The 17927-nt window shown below is 71.3% G+C and carries 14 protein-coding genes and 1 tRNA gene; 11 read left to right on the forward strand and 4 right to left on the reverse strand.

Annotated features, from left to right (window positions below; translation table 11 throughout):
• The first annotated feature begins 66 nt into the window (after positions 1-66).
• A complete protein-coding gene (locus QE359_RS09230) occupies positions 67-327 on the forward strand; it encodes a DUF3039 domain-containing protein (RefSeq protein WP_092384164.1) in 261 nt (86 codons plus the stop codon).
• Between the two features lie 9 nt (positions 328-336).
• Here QE359_RS09230 and QE359_RS09235 read toward each other — a convergent pair whose 3' ends face one another.
• Entirely contained in the window at positions 337-1671 is a 1335-nt protein-coding gene (locus QE359_RS09235) for a nicotinate phosphoribosyltransferase (protein ID WP_309778932.1), read from the reverse strand.
• A 501-nt stretch (positions 1672-2172) separates the two neighbouring features.
• Here QE359_RS09235 and murI point away from each other — a divergent pair.
• From murI to rdgB, 3 genes are read left to right on the forward strand one after another with little or no spacing between them, the layout of a single operon-like run.
• The gene (gene murI, locus QE359_RS09240; RefSeq protein ID WP_070419170.1) at positions 2173-3018 is read left to right on the forward strand and encodes a glutamate racemase; all 846 of its coding nucleotides are present in this window, start codon (positions 2173-2175) and stop codon (positions 3016-3018) included.
• Positions 3015-3752 carry a ribonuclease PH gene (gene rph / locus QE359_RS09245; protein WP_309778933.1) on the forward strand — a complete coding sequence of 246 codons (738 nt, stop codon included), beginning with the start codon at positions 3015-3017 and terminating at the stop codon, positions 3750-3752. The genes murI and rph overlap by 4 nt, the downstream gene beginning before the upstream one ends.
• Positions 3749-4342, forward strand: coding sequence for an RdgB/HAM1 family non-canonical purine NTP pyrophosphatase (rdgB, locus tag QE359_RS09250; RefSeq protein WP_309778934.1), 594 nt, complete (start codon positions 3749-3751; stop codon positions 4340-4342). Before rph ends, rdgB begins: the two co-directional genes overlap by 4 nt.
• A gap of 324 nt (positions 4343-4666) precedes the next feature.
• On the opposite strand, the gene QE359_RS09255 is transcribed toward rdgB, so the two are convergent.
• From QE359_RS09255 to QE359_RS09265, 3 genes are all read right to left on the reverse strand, one after another.
• Positions 4667-5365: a DedA family protein gene (locus tag QE359_RS09255; RefSeq protein ID WP_070416665.1), complete on the reverse strand. Its 699-nt coding sequence runs from the start codon at positions 5363-5365 to the stop codon at positions 4667-4669.
• 115 nt (positions 5366-5480) lie between these two features.
• Positions 5481-5564, reverse strand: a tRNA-Leu gene (locus tag QE359_RS09260).
• An 87-nt stretch (positions 5565-5651) separates the two neighbouring features.
• The gene (locus QE359_RS09265; RefSeq protein WP_309778935.1) at positions 5652-6959 is read right to left on the reverse strand and encodes an MFS transporter; all 1308 of its coding nucleotides are present in this window, start codon (positions 6957-6959) and stop codon (positions 5652-5654) included.
• A 56-nt stretch (positions 6960-7015) separates the two neighbouring features.
• On the opposite strand from QE359_RS09265, the gene mnmA reads away from it, so the two are divergent.
• The 7 genes from mnmA (at position 7016) to gatB (ending at position 17875) form a co-directional block, all read left to right on the forward strand.
• On the forward strand, positions 7016-8122 hold the full coding sequence (gene mnmA, locus QE359_RS09270) for a tRNA 2-thiouridine(34) synthase MnmA (RefSeq protein WP_309778936.1): 1107 nt from the start codon (positions 7016-7018) through the stop codon (positions 8120-8122).
• A gap of 68 nt (positions 8123-8190) precedes the next feature.
• Positions 8191-10533, forward strand: a complete 2343-nt coding sequence (ligA, locus tag QE359_RS09275) for an NAD-dependent DNA ligase LigA (protein WP_309778937.1) — start codon at positions 8191-8193, stop codon at positions 10531-10533.
• A 356-nt stretch (positions 10534-10889) separates the two neighbouring features.
• Positions 10890-12110 (forward strand): alpha/beta hydrolase, encoded by a 1221-nt coding sequence (locus QE359_RS09280; RefSeq protein WP_309778938.1) that lies wholly within the window; start codon positions 10890-10892, stop codon positions 12108-12110.
• A gap of 85 nt (positions 12111-12195) precedes the next feature.
• The gene (locus QE359_RS09285; protein WP_309778939.1) at positions 12196-14481 is read left to right on the forward strand and encodes a transglycosylase domain-containing protein; all 2286 of its coding nucleotides are present in this window, start codon (positions 12196-12198) and stop codon (positions 14479-14481) included.
• 48 nt (positions 14482-14529) lie between these two features.
• On the forward strand, positions 14530-14829 hold the full coding sequence (gene gatC / locus QE359_RS09290) for an Asp-tRNA(Asn)/Glu-tRNA(Gln) amidotransferase subunit GatC (RefSeq protein ID WP_070416660.1): 300 nt from the start codon (positions 14530-14532) through the stop codon (positions 14827-14829).
• The gene (gene gatA, locus QE359_RS09295; protein WP_070416659.1) at positions 14826-16370 is read left to right on the forward strand and encodes an Asp-tRNA(Asn)/Glu-tRNA(Gln) amidotransferase subunit GatA; all 1545 of its coding nucleotides are present in this window, start codon (positions 14826-14828) and stop codon (positions 16368-16370) included. Before gatC ends, gatA begins: the two co-directional genes overlap by 4 nt.
• Positions 16370-17875 (forward strand): Asp-tRNA(Asn)/Glu-tRNA(Gln) amidotransferase subunit GatB, encoded by a 1506-nt coding sequence (gene gatB / locus QE359_RS09300; RefSeq protein WP_071295008.1) that lies wholly within the window; start codon positions 16370-16372, stop codon positions 17873-17875. Before gatA ends, gatB begins: the two co-directional genes overlap by 1 nt.
• The last annotated feature ends 52 nt before the right edge of the window (positions 17876-17927 follow it).

Below are 17927 nucleotides of genomic sequence, written 5' to 3' on the forward strand. Positions count from 1 at the left end.
GGCCACGCCCCCCCCCGCGCGTCGCGGACCGTCGCGGCGCGCGCCCGGTCGTCGTACCCTGGACGCATGAGCATGACGGAACCCGGTGGCGGCCTCGACGTGATGGACCGCGAGCTCGAGAAGCTCCTCGAGGAAGAGGCGATCGAGCCCGGCGACCACGAGCGTTTCTCGCACTACGTCAAGAAGGACAAGATCCTGCAGTCGGCCCTGACCGGCAAGCCCGTCAAGGCGCTGTGCGGGAAGAAGTGGATCCCCGGGCGCGACCCCGAGAAGTTCCCGGTCTGCCCCGACTGCAAGGCGATCTACGAGAAGATGAAGGCGGAGTGACGCCGACGCTCAGATGACGAGCGTCGGGATGGCCGGGTCGCCCCGACCGATGCGTGACGCGTCGGCGGGCAGCTCGGCCTTCGCCATCTTGTGGTGCGCGCGGGCCGCTTCGACGCCCTGCACGCCGAGGAATGCCGGGTCCACCTCGCCGTTCCTCACCACGGGGACGAGCAGCGGGCGCTCGTCCGGCCCGACCTGACCCGTGGTCAGCACGACCTCGGCGGTGGCGATGCCGTTGCGGAGGCGGCGGCCGGCCTGCTTGCGTCCGCCGACGGTGGCCTTCTCGGGCGATTTCTTCGCGACCGGGACCCAGCCGTCGTCGTTCGCACCGCCGTCGGCTGCGTCGCGGTGGCTCGCGTCGCGGTGGCTCGCGTCGCGGTGTGCGACGAGCTTGAAGACCATGCCCGCGGCCGGGTGGCCCGATCCGGAGACCACCGAGGTCCCGACGCCGTAGGAGTCGACCGGCGCCGCGCGGAGTGCCGCGATCGTGTACTCGTCGAGGTCGTTCGTGACCGTGATCTTCGTGTCGGTCGCCCCGAGCCGGTCGAGCTGTGCGCGGACCGACGCCACGACGGACGGCAGGTCGCCGCTGTCGATGCGGACGGCGCCGAGCTTGCCGTCGGTGAGCCGGACCGCGGTGTCGACCGCGGCCTCGATGTCGTAGGTGTCGACGAGCAGCGTCGTGCCGGTCCCGAGGGCGTCGATCTGCGACCGGAAGGCGTCCTCCTCCGAGTCGTGGAGGAGCGTGAACGCGTGCGCCGCGGTGCCCATCGTCGGGATGCCCCAGGTGCGCCCGGCCTCGAGGTTGCTCGTCGCCCCGAAGCCCGCGATGTACGCGGCCCGAGCGGCGGCGACGGCGTTCCACTCGCCGGTGCGCCGGGAGCCCATCTCGGCGAGCGGACGACCGTCGGCAGCGGAGACCATGCGTGCGGCGGCGCTCGCGATCGCACTGTCGGCGTTGAAGATGCTCAGGGCGAGGGTCTCGAGCACGACCGCCTCGGCGAAGGTGCCCTCGATCTGGAGGACGGGGGAGTTCGGGAAGAAGACCTCGCCCTCGCGGTAGGCCCGGATGTCCCCGGTGAACCGGTAGTCGGCGAGGTACGAGGCCGTCCCGGCATCGATGACGCCGCGGTCGCGCAGGAACGCGATCTCGTCGTCGCCGAACCGGAAGTCCGTCAGCGCGGTCAGGAACCGGCCGAGGCCCGCGGCGACACCGTAGCGGCGTCCGTCCGGCAGGCGGCGGGCGAAGACCTCGAACACGCACCGGCGGTCGGCCGTGCCGTCCTTGAGGGCCGCGTCGACCATGGTGAGTTCGTACTGGTCCGTGAGGAGCGCGCTGGTCACCTCTCCGACACTAGTGTCGCCCGGGCTCGGAGGTACGGATCCGCCGGCCGGCGCGCGCGAGCGGGCGGTATGTGCCGCGTCGGCGCGGTGAGCGGTGCGTGTTCCGCCCGCTCGCGGGTTTAGGTGGCCGCCTGGAGGCGCGGGGCGGCCTGGCGGGGTCGGCTCGCGCCTCCTGGGCGGGACGTGGACGCGAGCGGGCGGTATGTGCCGGGTCGTCGCGGCGGGCGGTGCGTGTTCCGCCCGCTCGCTAGGCGGGCGGACCCGCGCGGTCGCGAGCGGGCAGTATGTGCCGCGTCGGTGCGGCGAGCGGTGCGTGTTTCGCCCGCTCGCGGGGTGGGGGTGGTCGCCTGGAGGCGCGGGGCGGCCTGGCGGGGTCGGCTCGCGCCTCCTGGACGGGCCGTGGACGCGAGCGGGCGGATTCCGTCGTGTCGGCGCGGTGAGCGGTGCGAATTGCGCCCGCTCGCGGGGCGGGCGGGCCCGCGCGCTCGGTACGCTGGTGTCGTGACGGATGCACCGATCGGAGTCTTCGACAGCGGGGTCGGCGGACTCACGGTGGCCCGCGCCATCATCGACCAGCTGCCACGCGAGAGCATCCGGTACGTGGGCGACACCGTGCACTCGCCGTACGGCCCGAAGCCCATCGCGGACGTCCGTCGCTACGCGCTCGAGGTGATGGACGACCTCGTCGAACAGGGTGTGAAGGCCCTCGTGATCGCGTGCAACACCGCTTCGTCCGCGGTGCTCCGGGACGCCCGCGAACGGTACGAGCAGGCGTACGGCATCCCCGTCGTCGAGGTCATCCAGCCCGCTGCACGCGCCGCCGTCAAGCAGACCCGCACCGGACGCATCGGCGTGATCGGCACGGTCGGCACCATCGCGTCGCGCTCGTACGAGGACGCCTTCGCGGTCGCGTCGGACATCAGCCTGAGCCTGGCGGCATGCCCGCGCTTCGTCGAGTTCGTCGAGGCGGGGGACACCTCCTCCCCAGCGCTCCGCGAGGTCGCTGCGGGCTACCTCGCACCGATCCGCGCAGCCGACGTCGACACGCTCGTCCTCGGGTGCACCCACTACCCGCTCATGTCCGCCGCGATCCAGTACGTGATGGGTCCGGACGTGACGCTCGTCTCCAGCGCCGAGGAGACCGCCAACGACGTGTACCGACGACTCGTCGAGCACGGACTCGAACGCACTGCCACCGAGCCGCCGACCTACTCGTTCGAGGCGACCGGCGACGACAAGAACGGCTTCATCCGACTCGCCCGACGCTTCCTCGGCCCCGAGGTCTCCAGCGTCGGCCACCTCCAGACCGGGGCCATCACGCTGCCCCGCATCGAAAGGACCCCATGAGCGACACGCTCCGCATCGACGGCCGCACCGCGACCGACCACCGTCCCGTCACGATCGAGCGGGGGTGGAGCACGCAGGCCGAGGGCAGCGCGCTCATCTCGTTCGGCAACACCAAGGTGCTCTGCACCGCGTCCTTCACGAACGGCGTCCCGCGGTGGCTCGCCGGCAAGGGCACCGGCTGGGTCACCGCCGAGTACTCGATGCTGCCCCGCTCGACGAACGAGCGCATGCAGCGTGAGTCGATCAAGGGCAAGGTCGGCGGGCGCACGCACGAGATCTCCCGCCTGATCGGCCGATCGCTCCGCGCGGTCGTCGACACGAAGGGTCTCGGCGAGAACACGCTCGTCATCGACTGCGACGTGCTCCAGGCCGACGGCGGCACCCGCACGGCGTCGATCACCGGCGCGTACGTCGCGATGGTGGACGCGATCGAGTGGGGGCGCGACCGCGGGTTCGTGGCGAAGAAGGCGACCCCGCTGCTCGACAGCGTGCAGGCCATCTCCGTCGGGATCGTCAAGGGCGAGCCGATGCTCGACCTCGCGTACACCGAGGACTCCGCCGCCGACACCGACATGAACATCGTCACGACCGGCTCGGGCAAGTTCATCGAGGTGCAGGGGACCGCCGAGCACGCACCCTTCGACCGCGACGAGCTCAACGTGCTGCTGGACCTCGGGCTCGCGGGCAACCAGTCCCTCGCGGCGATCCAGAAGTCCGTGCTGGGGCTCGCGTGACCTCCCGCACGGTGGTCCTGGCGACGCACAACAAGGGCAAGGTCGTCGAGCTGCGCGAGATCCTCGGGTCGGCGCTGGGCGACGGCGTCGAGCTCGTCGGGTACGACGGCCCGGAGCCCGTCGAGGACGGGGACACCTACGCCGCGAACGCCCTCATCAAGGCCCGGGCGGCGGTCGCGCACACGGCGCTCCCGGCGCTCGCCGACGACTCGGGCATCGCGGTGGACGCGTTGGACGGTGCTCCCGGCATCCACTCGGCGCGGTACGCCGGCACACGGGTCGACGCGGACAACATCGCGCTGCTGCTGCGGAACCTCGACGGGGTCGTCGAGCGCACGGCGGCGTTCGTGTGCGCCGCGGCGTTCGTCACGCCAGACGGCACCGAGCACGTGGTCGAGGCGGTCTGGAACGGCGAGGTCACGACCGAGCCCATCGGCGACGGGGGGCACGGGTACGACCCGGTCTTCCGGCCGGACGACGCCGATCGGACGTCGGCGGAGCTGACGCGCGAGGAGAAGAACGCGCTGTCGCACCGGAGCAAGGCGTTCCGTGGGATCGCGCCGGTGGTGCGGGAGTACTTCGGCGTCTGACGCGCGGGCGCGGGCGCGCGTCCGCACAACCGAAGACAACCCGAGCCACGTCGCGACGTGGCTCGGGTTGTCTTTGGTTGTGCGAGGGCCCGGCGCAGCCGCGGCCCCGCGGCGGAGCGGGCGGCGGCTGGGCGGTGCTGGCCGCCGCGGTTGTGCGGCGAGCGGGCGGAATGTGCGGCGCGGGGGCGCCGAGCGGTGCGTACTTCGCCCGCTCGGCGGCGCGAGCGGACCGGGCGGCGGCCCGGTCCGGGCCGGCACGGCCCGCGACGGACAGGAGGCGCGGCGCCAGCCGGCACCGCGCCTCCTGTCCGGCAGGACGGACCGTCAGCGCTGCGGCTCGGTCCCCGCCTCGGCCGCGGCTTCGTCGCGCTTCGCCTTGCGCGCGTTCCGGAAGTACGTCAGCGCCATCGGCACGACCGTCACGACGACGGCCGCGAGCAGGATGATGTCGATGTACTCGCGGACGATGTGCGCGACGAACGGGATGTGCCCGATGAAGTACCCGAGGAACGTCACCCCGACGCCCCACACGACGGCGCCGATCGCGTTGTACAGCGAGTACTTCTTGTAGTTCATCCGGCCGACACCGGCGGCGATCGGCAGGAACGTCCGCACGACGGGGACGAACCGGGCCAGGATCACCGCGAGGGGCCCGAACCGGTGGAAGAACGCGTTCGTGCGGTCGACGTTCGCCTTGGAGAACAGCCCGCTCTCCTTGCGCTCGAAGATGGGCGGGCCGGCCTTCTTGCCGATGTAGTAGCCGAGCTCGCCGCCGAGGAACGCGGACGCGGCGATCATCAGCGCGGCGATCCAGACGGGGATGCCGCCGATCTCGCCGCCGCGGTCGAACGCGAAGAGGCCGGTGATCACGAGCAGGCTGTCGCCCGGGAAGATGAAGCCGACGAGCAGCCCGGTCTCGGCGAAGATGATGGCGCACACCACGAACACGGCGATGGCCCCGAAGTTGTCGAGGATGTACTGCGGATCCAGCCAGGGGATCAGGGCGAGTGCGACGGAGTGCATGGTTCTTCCGGTCGTGGAGGCGGGGACACGGGGAGGCGTCCCGCAGGACGAGGGTACCGTCCGCCGATGACGGCAACGTCCCTCGGTGGTATGAGATGCGTGAGGACGCAAACTCTGGTGCGGAAGGAGGGACTCGAACCCTCACGCCAGGGGCACAGGAACCTAAATCCTGCGTGTCTACCGATTCCACCACTCCCGCGAGCAGCGGCAGTCTACCGAGCGCCGCCCGCGCGCCGGACGTGATCCGCGCCTCCTGGGCCGCCCCGACCGGCCGTTCGGCGGACGGTCAGCGCAGCTTCCGCGGGAGGTACCGCGGCACGTACCGCAAGAGGATGCCCGCGCCGACCAGGCCGAGCACCCCCATCACCCCGCTCGCGACCGCGATCGACGCGACGGCGGTCACGCCGGAGATGAGGAGCGGTGCAGCGGCTTGCCCGAAGTCGCCGGTGAACCTCCAGGCGCCCAGGAACGGCGCCGGGTGGTCCCGCGGCGCGAGGTCCGCGCCGAGCGTCATGAGGATGCCCGACCCGACCCCGTTCGCGAGCGACATCCCCATCGCGATCGCGACGAACCAGCCCACCCGGGCGTCGAGGTGCCCGGACCACGCGAGCAGGAAGTAGCTGATGCTGAGCCCGACCATGCAGGGGAGTGCGCTCGCCAGGCGGCCCCACCGGTCCATGATCTGCCCGCTCGTGTAGAAGAGCGCGAAGTCGACCGCACCGGCGATGCCGATGACGAGCGCCGCGGTCGAGTCGTCGAGCCCGACGCTGACCGCCCAGAGCGGCAGGATGACCTGGCGGCCGGCGCGGAGCGCGCCGATCAGGCCGGCACCGCTGCCGAGCCGGAGGAGCACGGCCCGGTTCGCGCGGATGGTGCGGAAGAGGCCGTGCGCTTCCTCTTGGACGAACTGCGCACCGGTGTCGGTGGGCGGCTCCGTCGTGGTCGCGCCCGTCGCGTTCGTCGCGTCGTCCGTCGTGAGCCGGGAGGCGCGGCTCGGCCTGCGGAAGCCGCGTGCGCCCGTCGCGGGGTCGCGCAGGACGAGGAGCGTCACCGCCGCCAGGAGGCAGCAGACGATGTGGATCCAGAACGCGCTCTGCGTGGTGCCCGTCAGGTGCACGACACCGGCGGCGATGAACGGACCGACGAAGTAGCCGAAGCGGAACACGCCGCCGAGGCTCGACAGCGCCCGTGCCCGGATGTGCAGGGGGATCGCGGTCGTCATGTAGGCGTGCCGGGCGAGCGCGAAGACGGCGGTGGAGACACCGACGAGGAACACCCCGAGCGCGAGGACCCAGGCGTTCGGGGCGGCCGTGCACACCAGGAGCCCGACGACCGAGACCACGGCTGCACCGATCATCGCGTTGCGCTCCCCGATGCGGGCGACCACCACCCCGGACGGCACGTCCCCGATGAGCTCGCCCACGAGGATGAGCGCCGCGACGAAGCCCGCGAACGCCAGGCTCGCGCCGAGGGAGCTCGCCGCGATCGGGATGATCGGGATGATCGCGCCCTCGCCGATCGCGAAGAGCGCTGCGGGCAGGAACCCGGACAGCAGGACCGACCGGAAGTCGAAGGCAGGGGTCTCGGAGGTCATCGCTCGGACAAAGGTACGCCCGCGGTACCGCTTCGTCGGCGGGTTACCCTGGAGCCATGCGAGTTCTGGCGGCGATGAGCGGTGGGGTCGACTCGGCGGTGGCCGCAGCCCGGGCGGTCGACGCCGGGCACGACGTGGTCGGTGTGCACCTGGCGCTGAGCCGCATGCCCGGGACCCTGCGCACCGGCAGCCGCGGCTGCTGCACGATCGAGGACTCGATGGACGCCCAGCGCGCCGCGTCCGCGCTCGGCATCCCCTACTACGTGTGGGACTTCTCGGCCCGGTTCAAGGAGGACGTCGTCGACGACTTCGTGGCCGAGTACCAGGCCGGCCGCACGCCGAACCCCTGCATGCGCTGCAACGAGCGGATCAAGTTCGCGGCGCTGCTGGAGAAGGCGCTCGCCCTCGGGTTCGACGCCGTCTGCACCGGGCACTACGCCTCGATCGTCACCGGTCCGGACGGGTCGCGCGAGCTGCACCGCTCGGCGGCGTGGGCGAAGGACCAGTCGTACGTCCTCGGCGTCCTGACCGCCGAGCAGCTCCAGCACGCGATGTTCCCGCTCGGAGCGACGCCCTCGAAGGACGAGGTCCGGGCCGAGGCAGCAGCGCGAGGCCTCACCGTGGCGCAGAAGCCCGACTCCTACGACATCTGCTTCATCCCGGACGGCGACACCCGGGGCTGGCTGGCGGACCGCGTCGGCACGGCCCCCGGCGAGGTCGTCGAGCGGGACGGCACGGTCGTCGGTGCGCACGACGGGGCGACCGGGTACACGGTCGGACAGCGGCGCGGACTGCACCTCGGTCGACCGGCCCCGGACGGCAAGCCGCGGTTCGTGCTCGAGATCCGCCCGAAGGAGAACACCGTCGTGGTCGGCCCGAAGGAGGCGCTCGACGTGACCTCGATGTCCGGGTCGCGCTTCACCTGGGCCGGCACCGCGCCCGCCGACCCGTCCACGCCGTTCGCGTGCGACGTGCAGATCCGGGCGCACGCCGACCCGGTGCCCGCGACCGCACGGGTCACCGACGGCCAGCTGGTCATCGACGTCGACGAGCCGCTGTCAGGCGTCGCGCCGGGGCAGACCGCGGTCGTGTACGTCGGCACCCGGGTGCTCGGGCAGTGCACGATCGACGCGACGGTGTCGGCGGTGCCCGCCGCCGTCTGACCGCGCGGCGCTCCCGGGTTGCCCGTCGGCTGCGCGTCCGGTCGGTGGTTGCCGGTAGAACTGAGGGCATGAGCGACACGACGCCCGCGGACTCGACGTTCGAGACGATCGACCCCGCCGCACTCGACGCGGCGCAGGCGCAGCGTGAGGTCGACCGGCTCCGGGCGCTGATCACCGAGCTGCGCAGCGCCTACTACTTCGGTGAGAACGGATCGACGGTCACCGACGCGGACTACGACGTCATGGCCCGACGTCTCGACGCCATCGAGCAGCGCTTCCCCGAGCTCGTCACCGAGGACAGCCCGACGCAGACCGTCGGTGCGCAGGTTCAGACGATCCAGTTCGCGCCGGTCGAGCACGCCGAGCGGATGCTCAGCCTCGACAACGTCTTCAGCCCGGACGAACTGGTCGACTGGGCGGTCAAGGTGCAGCGCGATGCCGGTGCCGAGCGCGTCCGGTTCCTCACCGAGCTGAAGATCGACGGGCTCGCGATCAACCTCCGCTACGAGAACGGTCGGCTCGTGTCGGCGGCGACGCGCGGTGACGGCGTCGTCGGCGAGGACGTCACCGGCAACGTCCGCACGATGGGCACGATCCCGGACCGCCTGTCCGGTTCCGGGCACCCGCCCCTCGTCGAGGTCCGTGGCGAGATCTTCTTCCCGGTCGAGCAGTTCGACGAACTGAACGCCAAGCAGCGCGACGCGGGGGAGCGGGTCTTCGCGAACCCGCGCAACGCGGCAGCCGGATCCCTCCGCCAGAAGGAAGAGGGCAAGTCCGAGGCGAAGCGCGAGCTCATGGTGGACCGGCTCCGTCGGCTGCGCATGCTCGTGCACGGCATCGGTGCGTGGCCCGTCCGCGAACTCGAACGGGACACCGACGTCCGCGCGCAGTCCGAGGTGTACGAGCTCCTGCAGACGTGGGGCCTGCCGACGAGTTCGCACTACCGGGTCTTCGACTCCATCGACGAGGTGCTGGCCTTCGTCAAGGACTACGGCGAGCGACGGGCCTCGGTCGAGCACCAGATCGACGGCATCGTGATCAAGGTCGACGACCTCGCCCTGCACGAGGAACTCGGGTCGACGTCGCGCGCCCCGCGATGGGCGATCGCGTACAAGTACCCGCCGGAAGAGGTCCACACGACGCTCCTCGACGTGGTCGTCAGCGTTGGTCGGACCGGTCGCGCCACGCCCTTCGCGGTGATGGCCCCGGCCGAGGTCGCCGGGTCGGTCGTGCGCCAGGCGACCCTGCACAACCAGCAGGTCGTCAAGGCGAAGGGCGTCCTCATCGGGGACACCGTCGTGCTCCGGAAGGCCGGCGACGTCATCCCCGAGGTGCTCGGTCCGGTCGTCGAACTCCGCGACGGCACCGAGCGCGAGTTCGTCATGCCGACGAACTGCCCCGAGTGCGGCACGCCCCTCGCCCCCGCGAAGGAAGGCGACATCGACCTCCGCTGCCCGAACGCGAAGAGCTGCCCGGCGCAGGTGCGCGGCCGGGTCGAGCACATCGCCTCCCGTGGCTCGCTCGACATCGAGGGGCTGGGCGAGGTCGCTGCCGCGGCCCTGACGCAGCCGCTCCACCCCGAGCAGCCCCCGCTCGAGACCGAGGCCGGCCTGTTCGACCTGACGATGGAGGACATCGTCCCGATCGAGGTCATCGTCCGTGACGCCGAGACCGGCATGGAGAAGACCACCGACGACGGTGCGCCGAAGCGGGTGACGCCGTTCAGTCGGGCGCGCAAGAAGACCGATCCGCCGTTCGACCCCGACGCGCGGGGAGCGGACTACACGGGCGAACCGAGCCGGTACCCGTCGAAGAACGCGTTCGAGATGCTGGCGAACATCGACGCCGCGAAGACGAAGCCGCTCTGGCGGATCATGGTCGGCCTGAGCATCCGGCACGTCGGGCCGGTGGCAGCCCGCGCGCTGGCGAACCACTTCGGGTCGCTCGACGCGATCCGGGCCGCCTCGCGCGAGGAACTCGCCGCGGTGGACGGTGTCGGCGGGATCATCGCCGACGCCCTGCTCGACTGGTTCGAGGTCGACTGGCACCGCGACATCATCGACCGCTGGACGGCGGCGGGCGTGCAGTTCACCACGCCCGGGCACCCCGGACCGGGCGCCGCGGACGAGGAAGGCGGCGTGCTCAGCGGGCTGACCGTCGTGGCGACCGGCTCCCTCGAGGGGTACAGCCGCGAGGGCGCGCAGGAGGCGATCATCGCGGCGGGCGGCAAGGCGGCCTCGAGCGTGAGCAAGAAGACGGACTTCGTCGCAGCCGGTCCCGGTGCCGGTTCGAAGCTCACGAAGGCCGAACAGCTCGGGGTCCGGATCATCGACGCCGAGCAGTTCCGCCTGCTGGTGACCGAGGGGCCGTCGGCGCTCGGCGACGCTGCCGGGGACGAGCCCGAGGACTGAGTCCGACTCAGGAGCACGTCCGGCCTCGGTCTGCGAGGTACGGCGCGCCTGAGTGTGCACCCAGTTCGGGGGACAAGTTGCAGCGCGCACGTCGTCGGGAAGGCTATCCTCCTTACACTCGCTAGAGCATCACCCGTCGTCTGCAGGGGGACGACGGGACGGCCTTCCCGGGGGAGACCCGATTGCTGCTCATCGCCGCGGCTCTGCTCACCGCCTCGATGCACTCGCTCGGAGTGGTCGAGGCCCCAGTCGCGCCCGCCACCCACTCCGCGGCCGTCGCGCATGCTTCCGCACAGGTCCCTGAGGGGACCTCAGGAGCCGCACCGGTCCTGACCGGGGTACACCTGACCGCGTCAGTGTCCGTGTCCGGGCCGTCGTCCGCGTCGGGTGGGGTCACCGTCGAGCACGGGCGGGCGTTCCTCACCGACCTGTCGTCGCTCAGCGGCGCGGACCTCCTCCGTGCCGGTCAGGACCGTCACGTGCTCGCGACCGCCGAGGACGACCCGCCGACCGCCGCCGAGGTCACCGCCTGGTGGTCCGGACTCTCGGACGACGAGCGCGACACGCTGACGACCCTCGCGCCGTCCGTCGTCGGGAACCTCGAGGGCGTGCCCTACGCGGTCCGCGACCGTGCGAACCGGGCGGTCCTCGCCACGGGTCTCGCCGACCACTCGGCCGCGGCCGCCGTGACCGCGATGCTCGGCCAGGTCCGCGACGCGCTCGTGCACGAGGTCGGTGCACCGGACCGGTACCTCATCACGCTCGACACGCGGGGAGCCGGGCGCGCGGCCATCGCCGTCGGGGACCTGGACACCGCCGCCGACGTCACGGTCGTCGTCCCCGGCATGTTCTTCACCGTGACCGGCCAGATGGCCGACTTCACGAACACCGCGAACGACCTCTACACCGAGCAGGCGACCGTGGCGGGTCTGGCGGCTCCCGGCTCGGGGAACGGCGTCGCCGTCGTGGCGTGGATGGGCTACCGCACGCCGGACCTGTCGAACATCATGTCGCTCGGCATGGCCAAGACGGGCGGGGAGCGCCTCGCCCGGACGGTCGGCGGGCTCCGGGAAATCCGCGACGGCGACGAGCCGCGCGTGAACATCGTCGCTCACTCGTACGGGTCGACCGCGGCGCTCATGGCGCTGGCCTCCGGGGAGATGAGCGCGGACACCCTGACGGTCCTGGGCTCCCCGGGGAGCGACGTGCGCACCTCGGCCGACCTGGCCGTCAGCGCCGGGCAGGTGTTCGTCGGCGACGCGCACAGCGACCCGATCGCCGGCTCCGGGTACTTCGGCACCGATCCCGGCTCCGCGGGGTTCGGATCGACGGTGCTCGACCTGACCGGCGGCGTCGACGTGCAGGAGGCCGGCGAGGTGTTCCGCCGACCGGTCGGGCACAACGACTACCTCAAGCCGGGGACGGCGTCGCTGCACGACGTCGCGCTCATCGCCGTCGGCCGCGGGGACCTCGTCCGCGAGCAGGTCCGGCGCGGTGAGCGCGGTGGCGACGGGCTGCCGCAGGCGTCGCCGGACATGTACCTCGTCCGACCGCAGGACCTCCAGCCCCGCGACTGATCCTGGGTGGGAACCTGAGCGGCGGTGCAGCGTGGACTCGTTCCACGGCAGAACCAGTCCAGATCGTGACCGTACGGTGCCCTGCATGCGTGTGGTGCGATGGCCTGGTGCTCTCCTGACGTTCGTCGCGATGTCGGCGCTGGCCGGCATGCTCGTCGCCGTGGCGGTCACGCCGGGGGTCGCCGTCGCGGGCGAGAGCACGTCCGGGGCGGTGTCCTTCTTCGAGGACCTGCCGAGCTACCTCGACATCCAGACGCCGCAGCAGGTCTCCTCGGTCTACGCGGAGAAGGGCGGACAGCAGGTCAAGATCGCCTCGTTCTACGCCGAGAACCGCACGACCGTGGCGTCCGGGGCGATGGCGAAGACGCTCAAGCAGGCGGCGATCGACACCGAGGACCCCCGCTTCTACGACGAGGGCGGCATCGACGTCGTCGGCACGCTCCGCGGTGCGGCGGCGACGGTCGTCGGCGGTGACGTGCAGGGCGGGTCGAGCATCACCCAGCAGTACGTGAAGAACGTCCTCGTGCAGCAGTGCGAGGAGCTCACGGGCAAGGACGCCGCGGACACCGAGAAGAAGGTCGCCGCGTGCTACGAGGACGCCGCCGGGGTGACCCCGCAGCGCAAGCTCCAGGAGATGCGGTACGCGATCGCCGTGAACAAGAAGTACTCGAAGGACCAGATCCTCACCGGGTACCTGAACCTCGTCGGGCTCGGCGGCCGCGTGTACGGCGCCGAGGCCGGTGCCGAGTACTACTTCGGCGTGCACGCGAAGGACCTCTCGCTCGTCCAGTCGGCCACGCTCGTCGCGATCCTCAACAACCCGTCGAACCTGCGCATCGACCAGCCGTCGAACGCCGACAACGGCGCGAAGAACGGCTACGCGGCCACCAAGGAACGCCGCGACTACGTGCTGCAGCGCATGTACGTCCACCACGACATCACGAAGGCGCAGCTCGAGCAGGCGAAGGCGACACCGGTCACGCCGAAGATCACCGCCACGGCGAACGGCTGCTCCTCGGCCGCGACCGGGTACGACGCCGGGTACTTCTGCGACTACGTGCGCGACCAGGTGCTGCAGGATCCGGCGTTCGGCAAGACGGCCGCCGAGCGCATCGCGACGCTCGACACCAAGGGCCTCGAGATCCACACCTCGCTCGACCTCGACCTGCAGTCCCGGGCGCAGACCGCGCTGTCGACCTACGTCCCGTCGACGATGGCCGGCGTCGACGTCGGCGGCTCGAACGTCACCGTGGAGCCGGGAACCGGCCGGATCCTCTCGATGGTGCAGAACACGCAGTACACGCAGGGCGACACCTCGACGGCCGGGTCGACCGCGGTGAACTACAGCGCCGACAGCGGGTACGGCAACTCGGGCGGGTTCCAGACCGGCTCGACGTACAAGGTGTTCACGCTCGCCGAGTGGCTCGCCACCGGGCACACGCTCTCGCAGTCCGTGTCGACGACCGAGCACACGTTCCAGAACTCGGAGTTCACGAACACCTGCCAGGACATCAGCGGTGGGACCTGGCCGGTGTCGAACGCGGAGAACGTGCCGTCGTCGATGACCGTGCAGGCCGCGACGTCGGAGTCGATCAACACCGCCTACGCCGCGATGGGCAAGCAGCTCGACCTGTGCAAGATCGCGCAGCTCGCCCAGTCGATGGGCATCCACCCGGCGGCCGGCGGCGCCCTCGGGCAGACCCCGGCGTCGATCCTCGGCGTGAACAACCTGTCCCCGATCGACCTCGCCGAGGCGTACGCGGGCTTCGCGAACGGCGGCGTCGTCTGCACGCCGACCGCCATCGACTCCGTCACCGAGTCGGACGGCACGAAGATCACCCCGACGCCGTCGTCCTGCACGCAGGGTGTGGCGGCCGACGTGGCGGGGACGGTCGACTACGCGTTGCAGGGCGTCCTCACCGGGTCCGGCACGGCCGCGAGCGCCAACCCAGGGGACAGCACCCCGAAGTTCGCGAAGACCGGCACCACCGACGGCGACGTGCAGAACTGGCTCGTCGCGTCGAGCACGAAGTACACGAACGCGACCTGGATCGGCAACGTCAAGAACAACGTGAGCCTGGCGAACTGGCCGTTCCTGCAGGGGACCACCGGGTACACCGCGAAGTTCGGCGTCGGCAAGTCGATGATGTCGTACCTCGACCAGACCGTCGGCGGTGGCACGCTGCCGGCTGCGGACCCGGCGATGATCGGTCAGACCAGCCACACGTCGTCGAGCGGATCGTCGGGCGCGTCCCAGGGTGACGCGGCAGCGACGCAGCAGCAGGACCAGCAGCAGGGTCAGCAGACGGGAGCGCAGCAGCCGGCACAGCAGTCTCCACAGAAGCCGCAGGGGAAGCAGAAGGGCCACTGAGGCACCAATAGACTGGTGCGCAATCCACGAACCGATCGACGGAGCACCATGCCTGACATCACGAGCGAGCAGGTCGCCCACCTGGCGAACCTCGCACGTATCGCACTCACGCCCGAAGAGATCGAGAAGCTCACGGGGGAGCTGTCGCACATCGTCGACAGCGTCGCCAAGGTCACCGAGGTCGCCACCCCGGACGTCCCGGCGACCAGCCACCCCGTGCCGCTCGGCAACGTCACCCGACCCGACGTGGTCGGTCCGACCCTCACGCAGGAGCAGGCGCTCTCGGGCGCACCCGACTCCGACGGCGAACGGTTCCGCGTGACGGCCATCCTGGGAGAAGAGCAGTGACCGACATCACGAAGCTGAGCGCCGCGGCGCTCGCCGACGCCCTCGTGGCGCGCGACGTCTCGAGCGTCGAGGCCACCCAGGCGCACCTCGACCGCATCCAGGCGGTGGACGGCGACGTCCACGCCTTCCTGCACGTCAACCAGAACGCGATCGCCGCGGCGAAGTCGATCGACTCCCGCCGTGCCGCCGGTGACGACCTCGGTCCGCTCGCCGGCGTGCCGATCGCGATCAAGGACGTCCTGTGCACACAGGACATGCCCACGACGTCCGGCTCGAAGATCCTCGAAGGCTGGGTGCCGCCGTACGACGCCACCCCGGTCGCGAAGCTCCGTGCCGCCGGCCTCGTGCCGCTCGGCAAGACGAACATGGACGAGTTCGCCATGGGCTCGACGACCGAGTTCTCGGCGTACGGCCCGACGCACAACCCGTGGGACCTCGACCGCATCCCCGGTGGCTCCGGCGGCGGTTCGGCCGCCGCGGTCGCCGCGCACGAGGCACCGCTCGCCCTCGGCTCGGACACCGGCGGCTCGATCCGTCAGCCGGGTGCCGTCACCGGAACCGTCGGCGTGAAGCCGACCTACGGCGGGGTGAGCCGCTACGGCGCGATCGCCCTGGCCTCCAGCCTCGACCAGGTCGGCCCGGTGTCGCGCACCGTCCTCGACGCCGCGCTGCTGCACGACGTCATCGGCGGGCACGACCCGCGTGACTCCACGAGCATCCCCGACGCCTGGCCGTCGATGGCGGCCGCTGCGCGCGAGGGCCTGCAGGCGGACACGCTGCGCGGCCTGCGCGTCGGCGTGGTGAAGGAGCTCGCCGGTGGCGAGGGCTTCCAGGCGGGCGTCACCCAGCGCTTCCACGAGACCGTCGCCCTGCTCGAGTCGGCCGGTGCCGTCGTCGTCGAGATCGACGCTCCGTCGTTCGCCTACGCGATCAGCGCCTACTACCTGATCCTCCCGGCCGAGGCGTCGTCGAACCTCGCGAAGTTCGACTCCGTGCGCTTCGGGCTCCGCGTGACGCCCGAGAACGGTGCCACCGTCGAGGACGTCATGGCCGCCACGCGCGAGGCCGGTTTCGGTCCCGAGGTGAAGCGCCGCATCATCCTCGGCACGTACGCGCTGAGCGCCGGCTACTACGACGCCTACTACGGGTCGGCGCAGAAGGTCCGCACCCTCGTGCAGCGTGACTTCCAGGCCGCGTTCGAGCAGGTCGACCTGCTGGTCAGCCCGTCGGCCCCGACGACCGCGTTCCCGATCGGTGAGCGCATCGACGACCCGCTGGCGATGTACCTCAACGACCTGACGACGATCCCGGCGAACCTCGCCGGCGTCCCGGGCATGAGCATCCCGAACGGCCTCGCTCCCGAGGACTCGCTGCCCACGGGCGTGCAGCTCATGGCACCGCAGCGCGAGGACGCCCGGCTCTACCGGTACGGCGCCGCCCTCGAACGCCTGCTCGAGCAGCAGTGGGGCCGCCCGCTGATCGACAGCATCCCGGACCTCGACCAGAGTCAGCAGTCCGCTGCGCAGGAAGGTGTGATCTGATGGCGCAGAAGGACGCGCTGATGGACTTCGACGAGGCACTCCGGCTGTACGAGCCGGTCCTCGGGTTCGAGGTCCACGTCGAGCTCGCGACGAAGACCAAGATGTTCTCGGACGCGCCGAACTTCTTCGGCGGCGAGCCGAACACGAACGTGACGCCGGTCGACCTCGGGCTCCCCGGGTCGCTGCCGGTCGTCAACGCGCAGGCGGTGCGGTACTCGATCCAGCTCGGGCTCGCGCTCGGCTGCTCGATCGCCGAGTCCTCGCGGTTCGCCCGGAAGAACTACTACTACCCGGACAACCCGAAGAACTACCAGATCTCGCAGTACGACGAGCCGATCGCGTACGAGGGCGAGGTCGAGGTCGAGCTCGCCGACGGCACCATCTTCACCGTGCCGATCGAGCGCGCCCACATGGAAGAGGACGCCGGCAAGCTGACGCACGTCGGCGGTGCCACGGGCCGCATCCAGGGCGCCGAGTACTCGCTCGTCGACTACAACCGCGCCGGGGTCCCGCTCGTCGAGATCGTCACGAAGCCGATCTTCGGTGCCGAGGAGCGCGCACCCGAGCTCGGTGCGGCGTACGTGCAGGTCATCCGTGACCTCGTCCGGGCGCTCGGCGTCTCCGAGGCCCGCATGGAACGCGGCAACCTCCGCTGCGACGCGAACATCTCGCTGCGTCCCCGCGGGCAGGAGAAGCTCGGCACGCGCACGGAGACGAAGAACGTCAACTCGTTCCGGGCCGTCGAGCGGGCCATCCGCTACGAGATCCAGCGTCAGGCCGCGATCCTCGCCGCCGGTGGGTCGATCACGCAGGAGACCCGGCACTGGCACGAGGACACCGGTCGCACCTCGGCCGGCCGTCCGAAGTCCGACGCCGACGACTACCGCTACTTCCCGGAGCCCGACCTGCTCCCGGTCGTGCCGGACCCGGCCGTGATCGAGGAGCTCCGCGCCTCCCTGCCCGAGGCCCCGGTGGCACGTCGCCGTCGGCTCAAGGGCGACTGGGGCTTCACCGACCTCGAGTTCCAGGACGTCGTGAACGGCGGGCTGCTCGACGAGCTCGAGGGGACCGTCGCCGCCGGTGCCGCACCGCAGGCCGCACGCAAGTGGTGGACGGGTGAGATCAGCCGTGTCGCGAACACGCGGGACGCCGCCCCCGGTGACCTCGTCTCGCCGCAGCACGTCGCCGAGCTCATCGCCCTCGTCGAGTCCGGTGACCTGACCGACCGCCTGGCACGCCAGGTCCTCGAAGGCGTCATCGCTGGCGAAGGGTCGCCGTCGCAGGTCGTCGAGTCGCGTGGGCTCAAGGTCGTGTCGGACGACTCGGCGCTCACCGCCGCGGTCGACCAGGCGCTCGCCGCACAGCCCGACGTCCTCGCCAAGATCAAGGACGGCAAGGTCCAGGCCGCCGGCGCCATCATCGGCGCCGTCATGAAGGCCATGCAAGGCCAGGCGGACGCCGCCCGCGTCCGCGAGCTGGTGCTGGAGCGCGCGCAGCAGTCGTAGACGAGTACAGGCCACGGACGGAAGGCGCGGTGCCAGCTGGCACCGCGCCTCC

Source organism: Curtobacterium sp. SORGH_AS_0776 (assembly GCF_031453355.1).
GTDB lineage: Bacteria > Actinomycetota > Actinomycetes > Actinomycetales > Microbacteriaceae > Curtobacterium.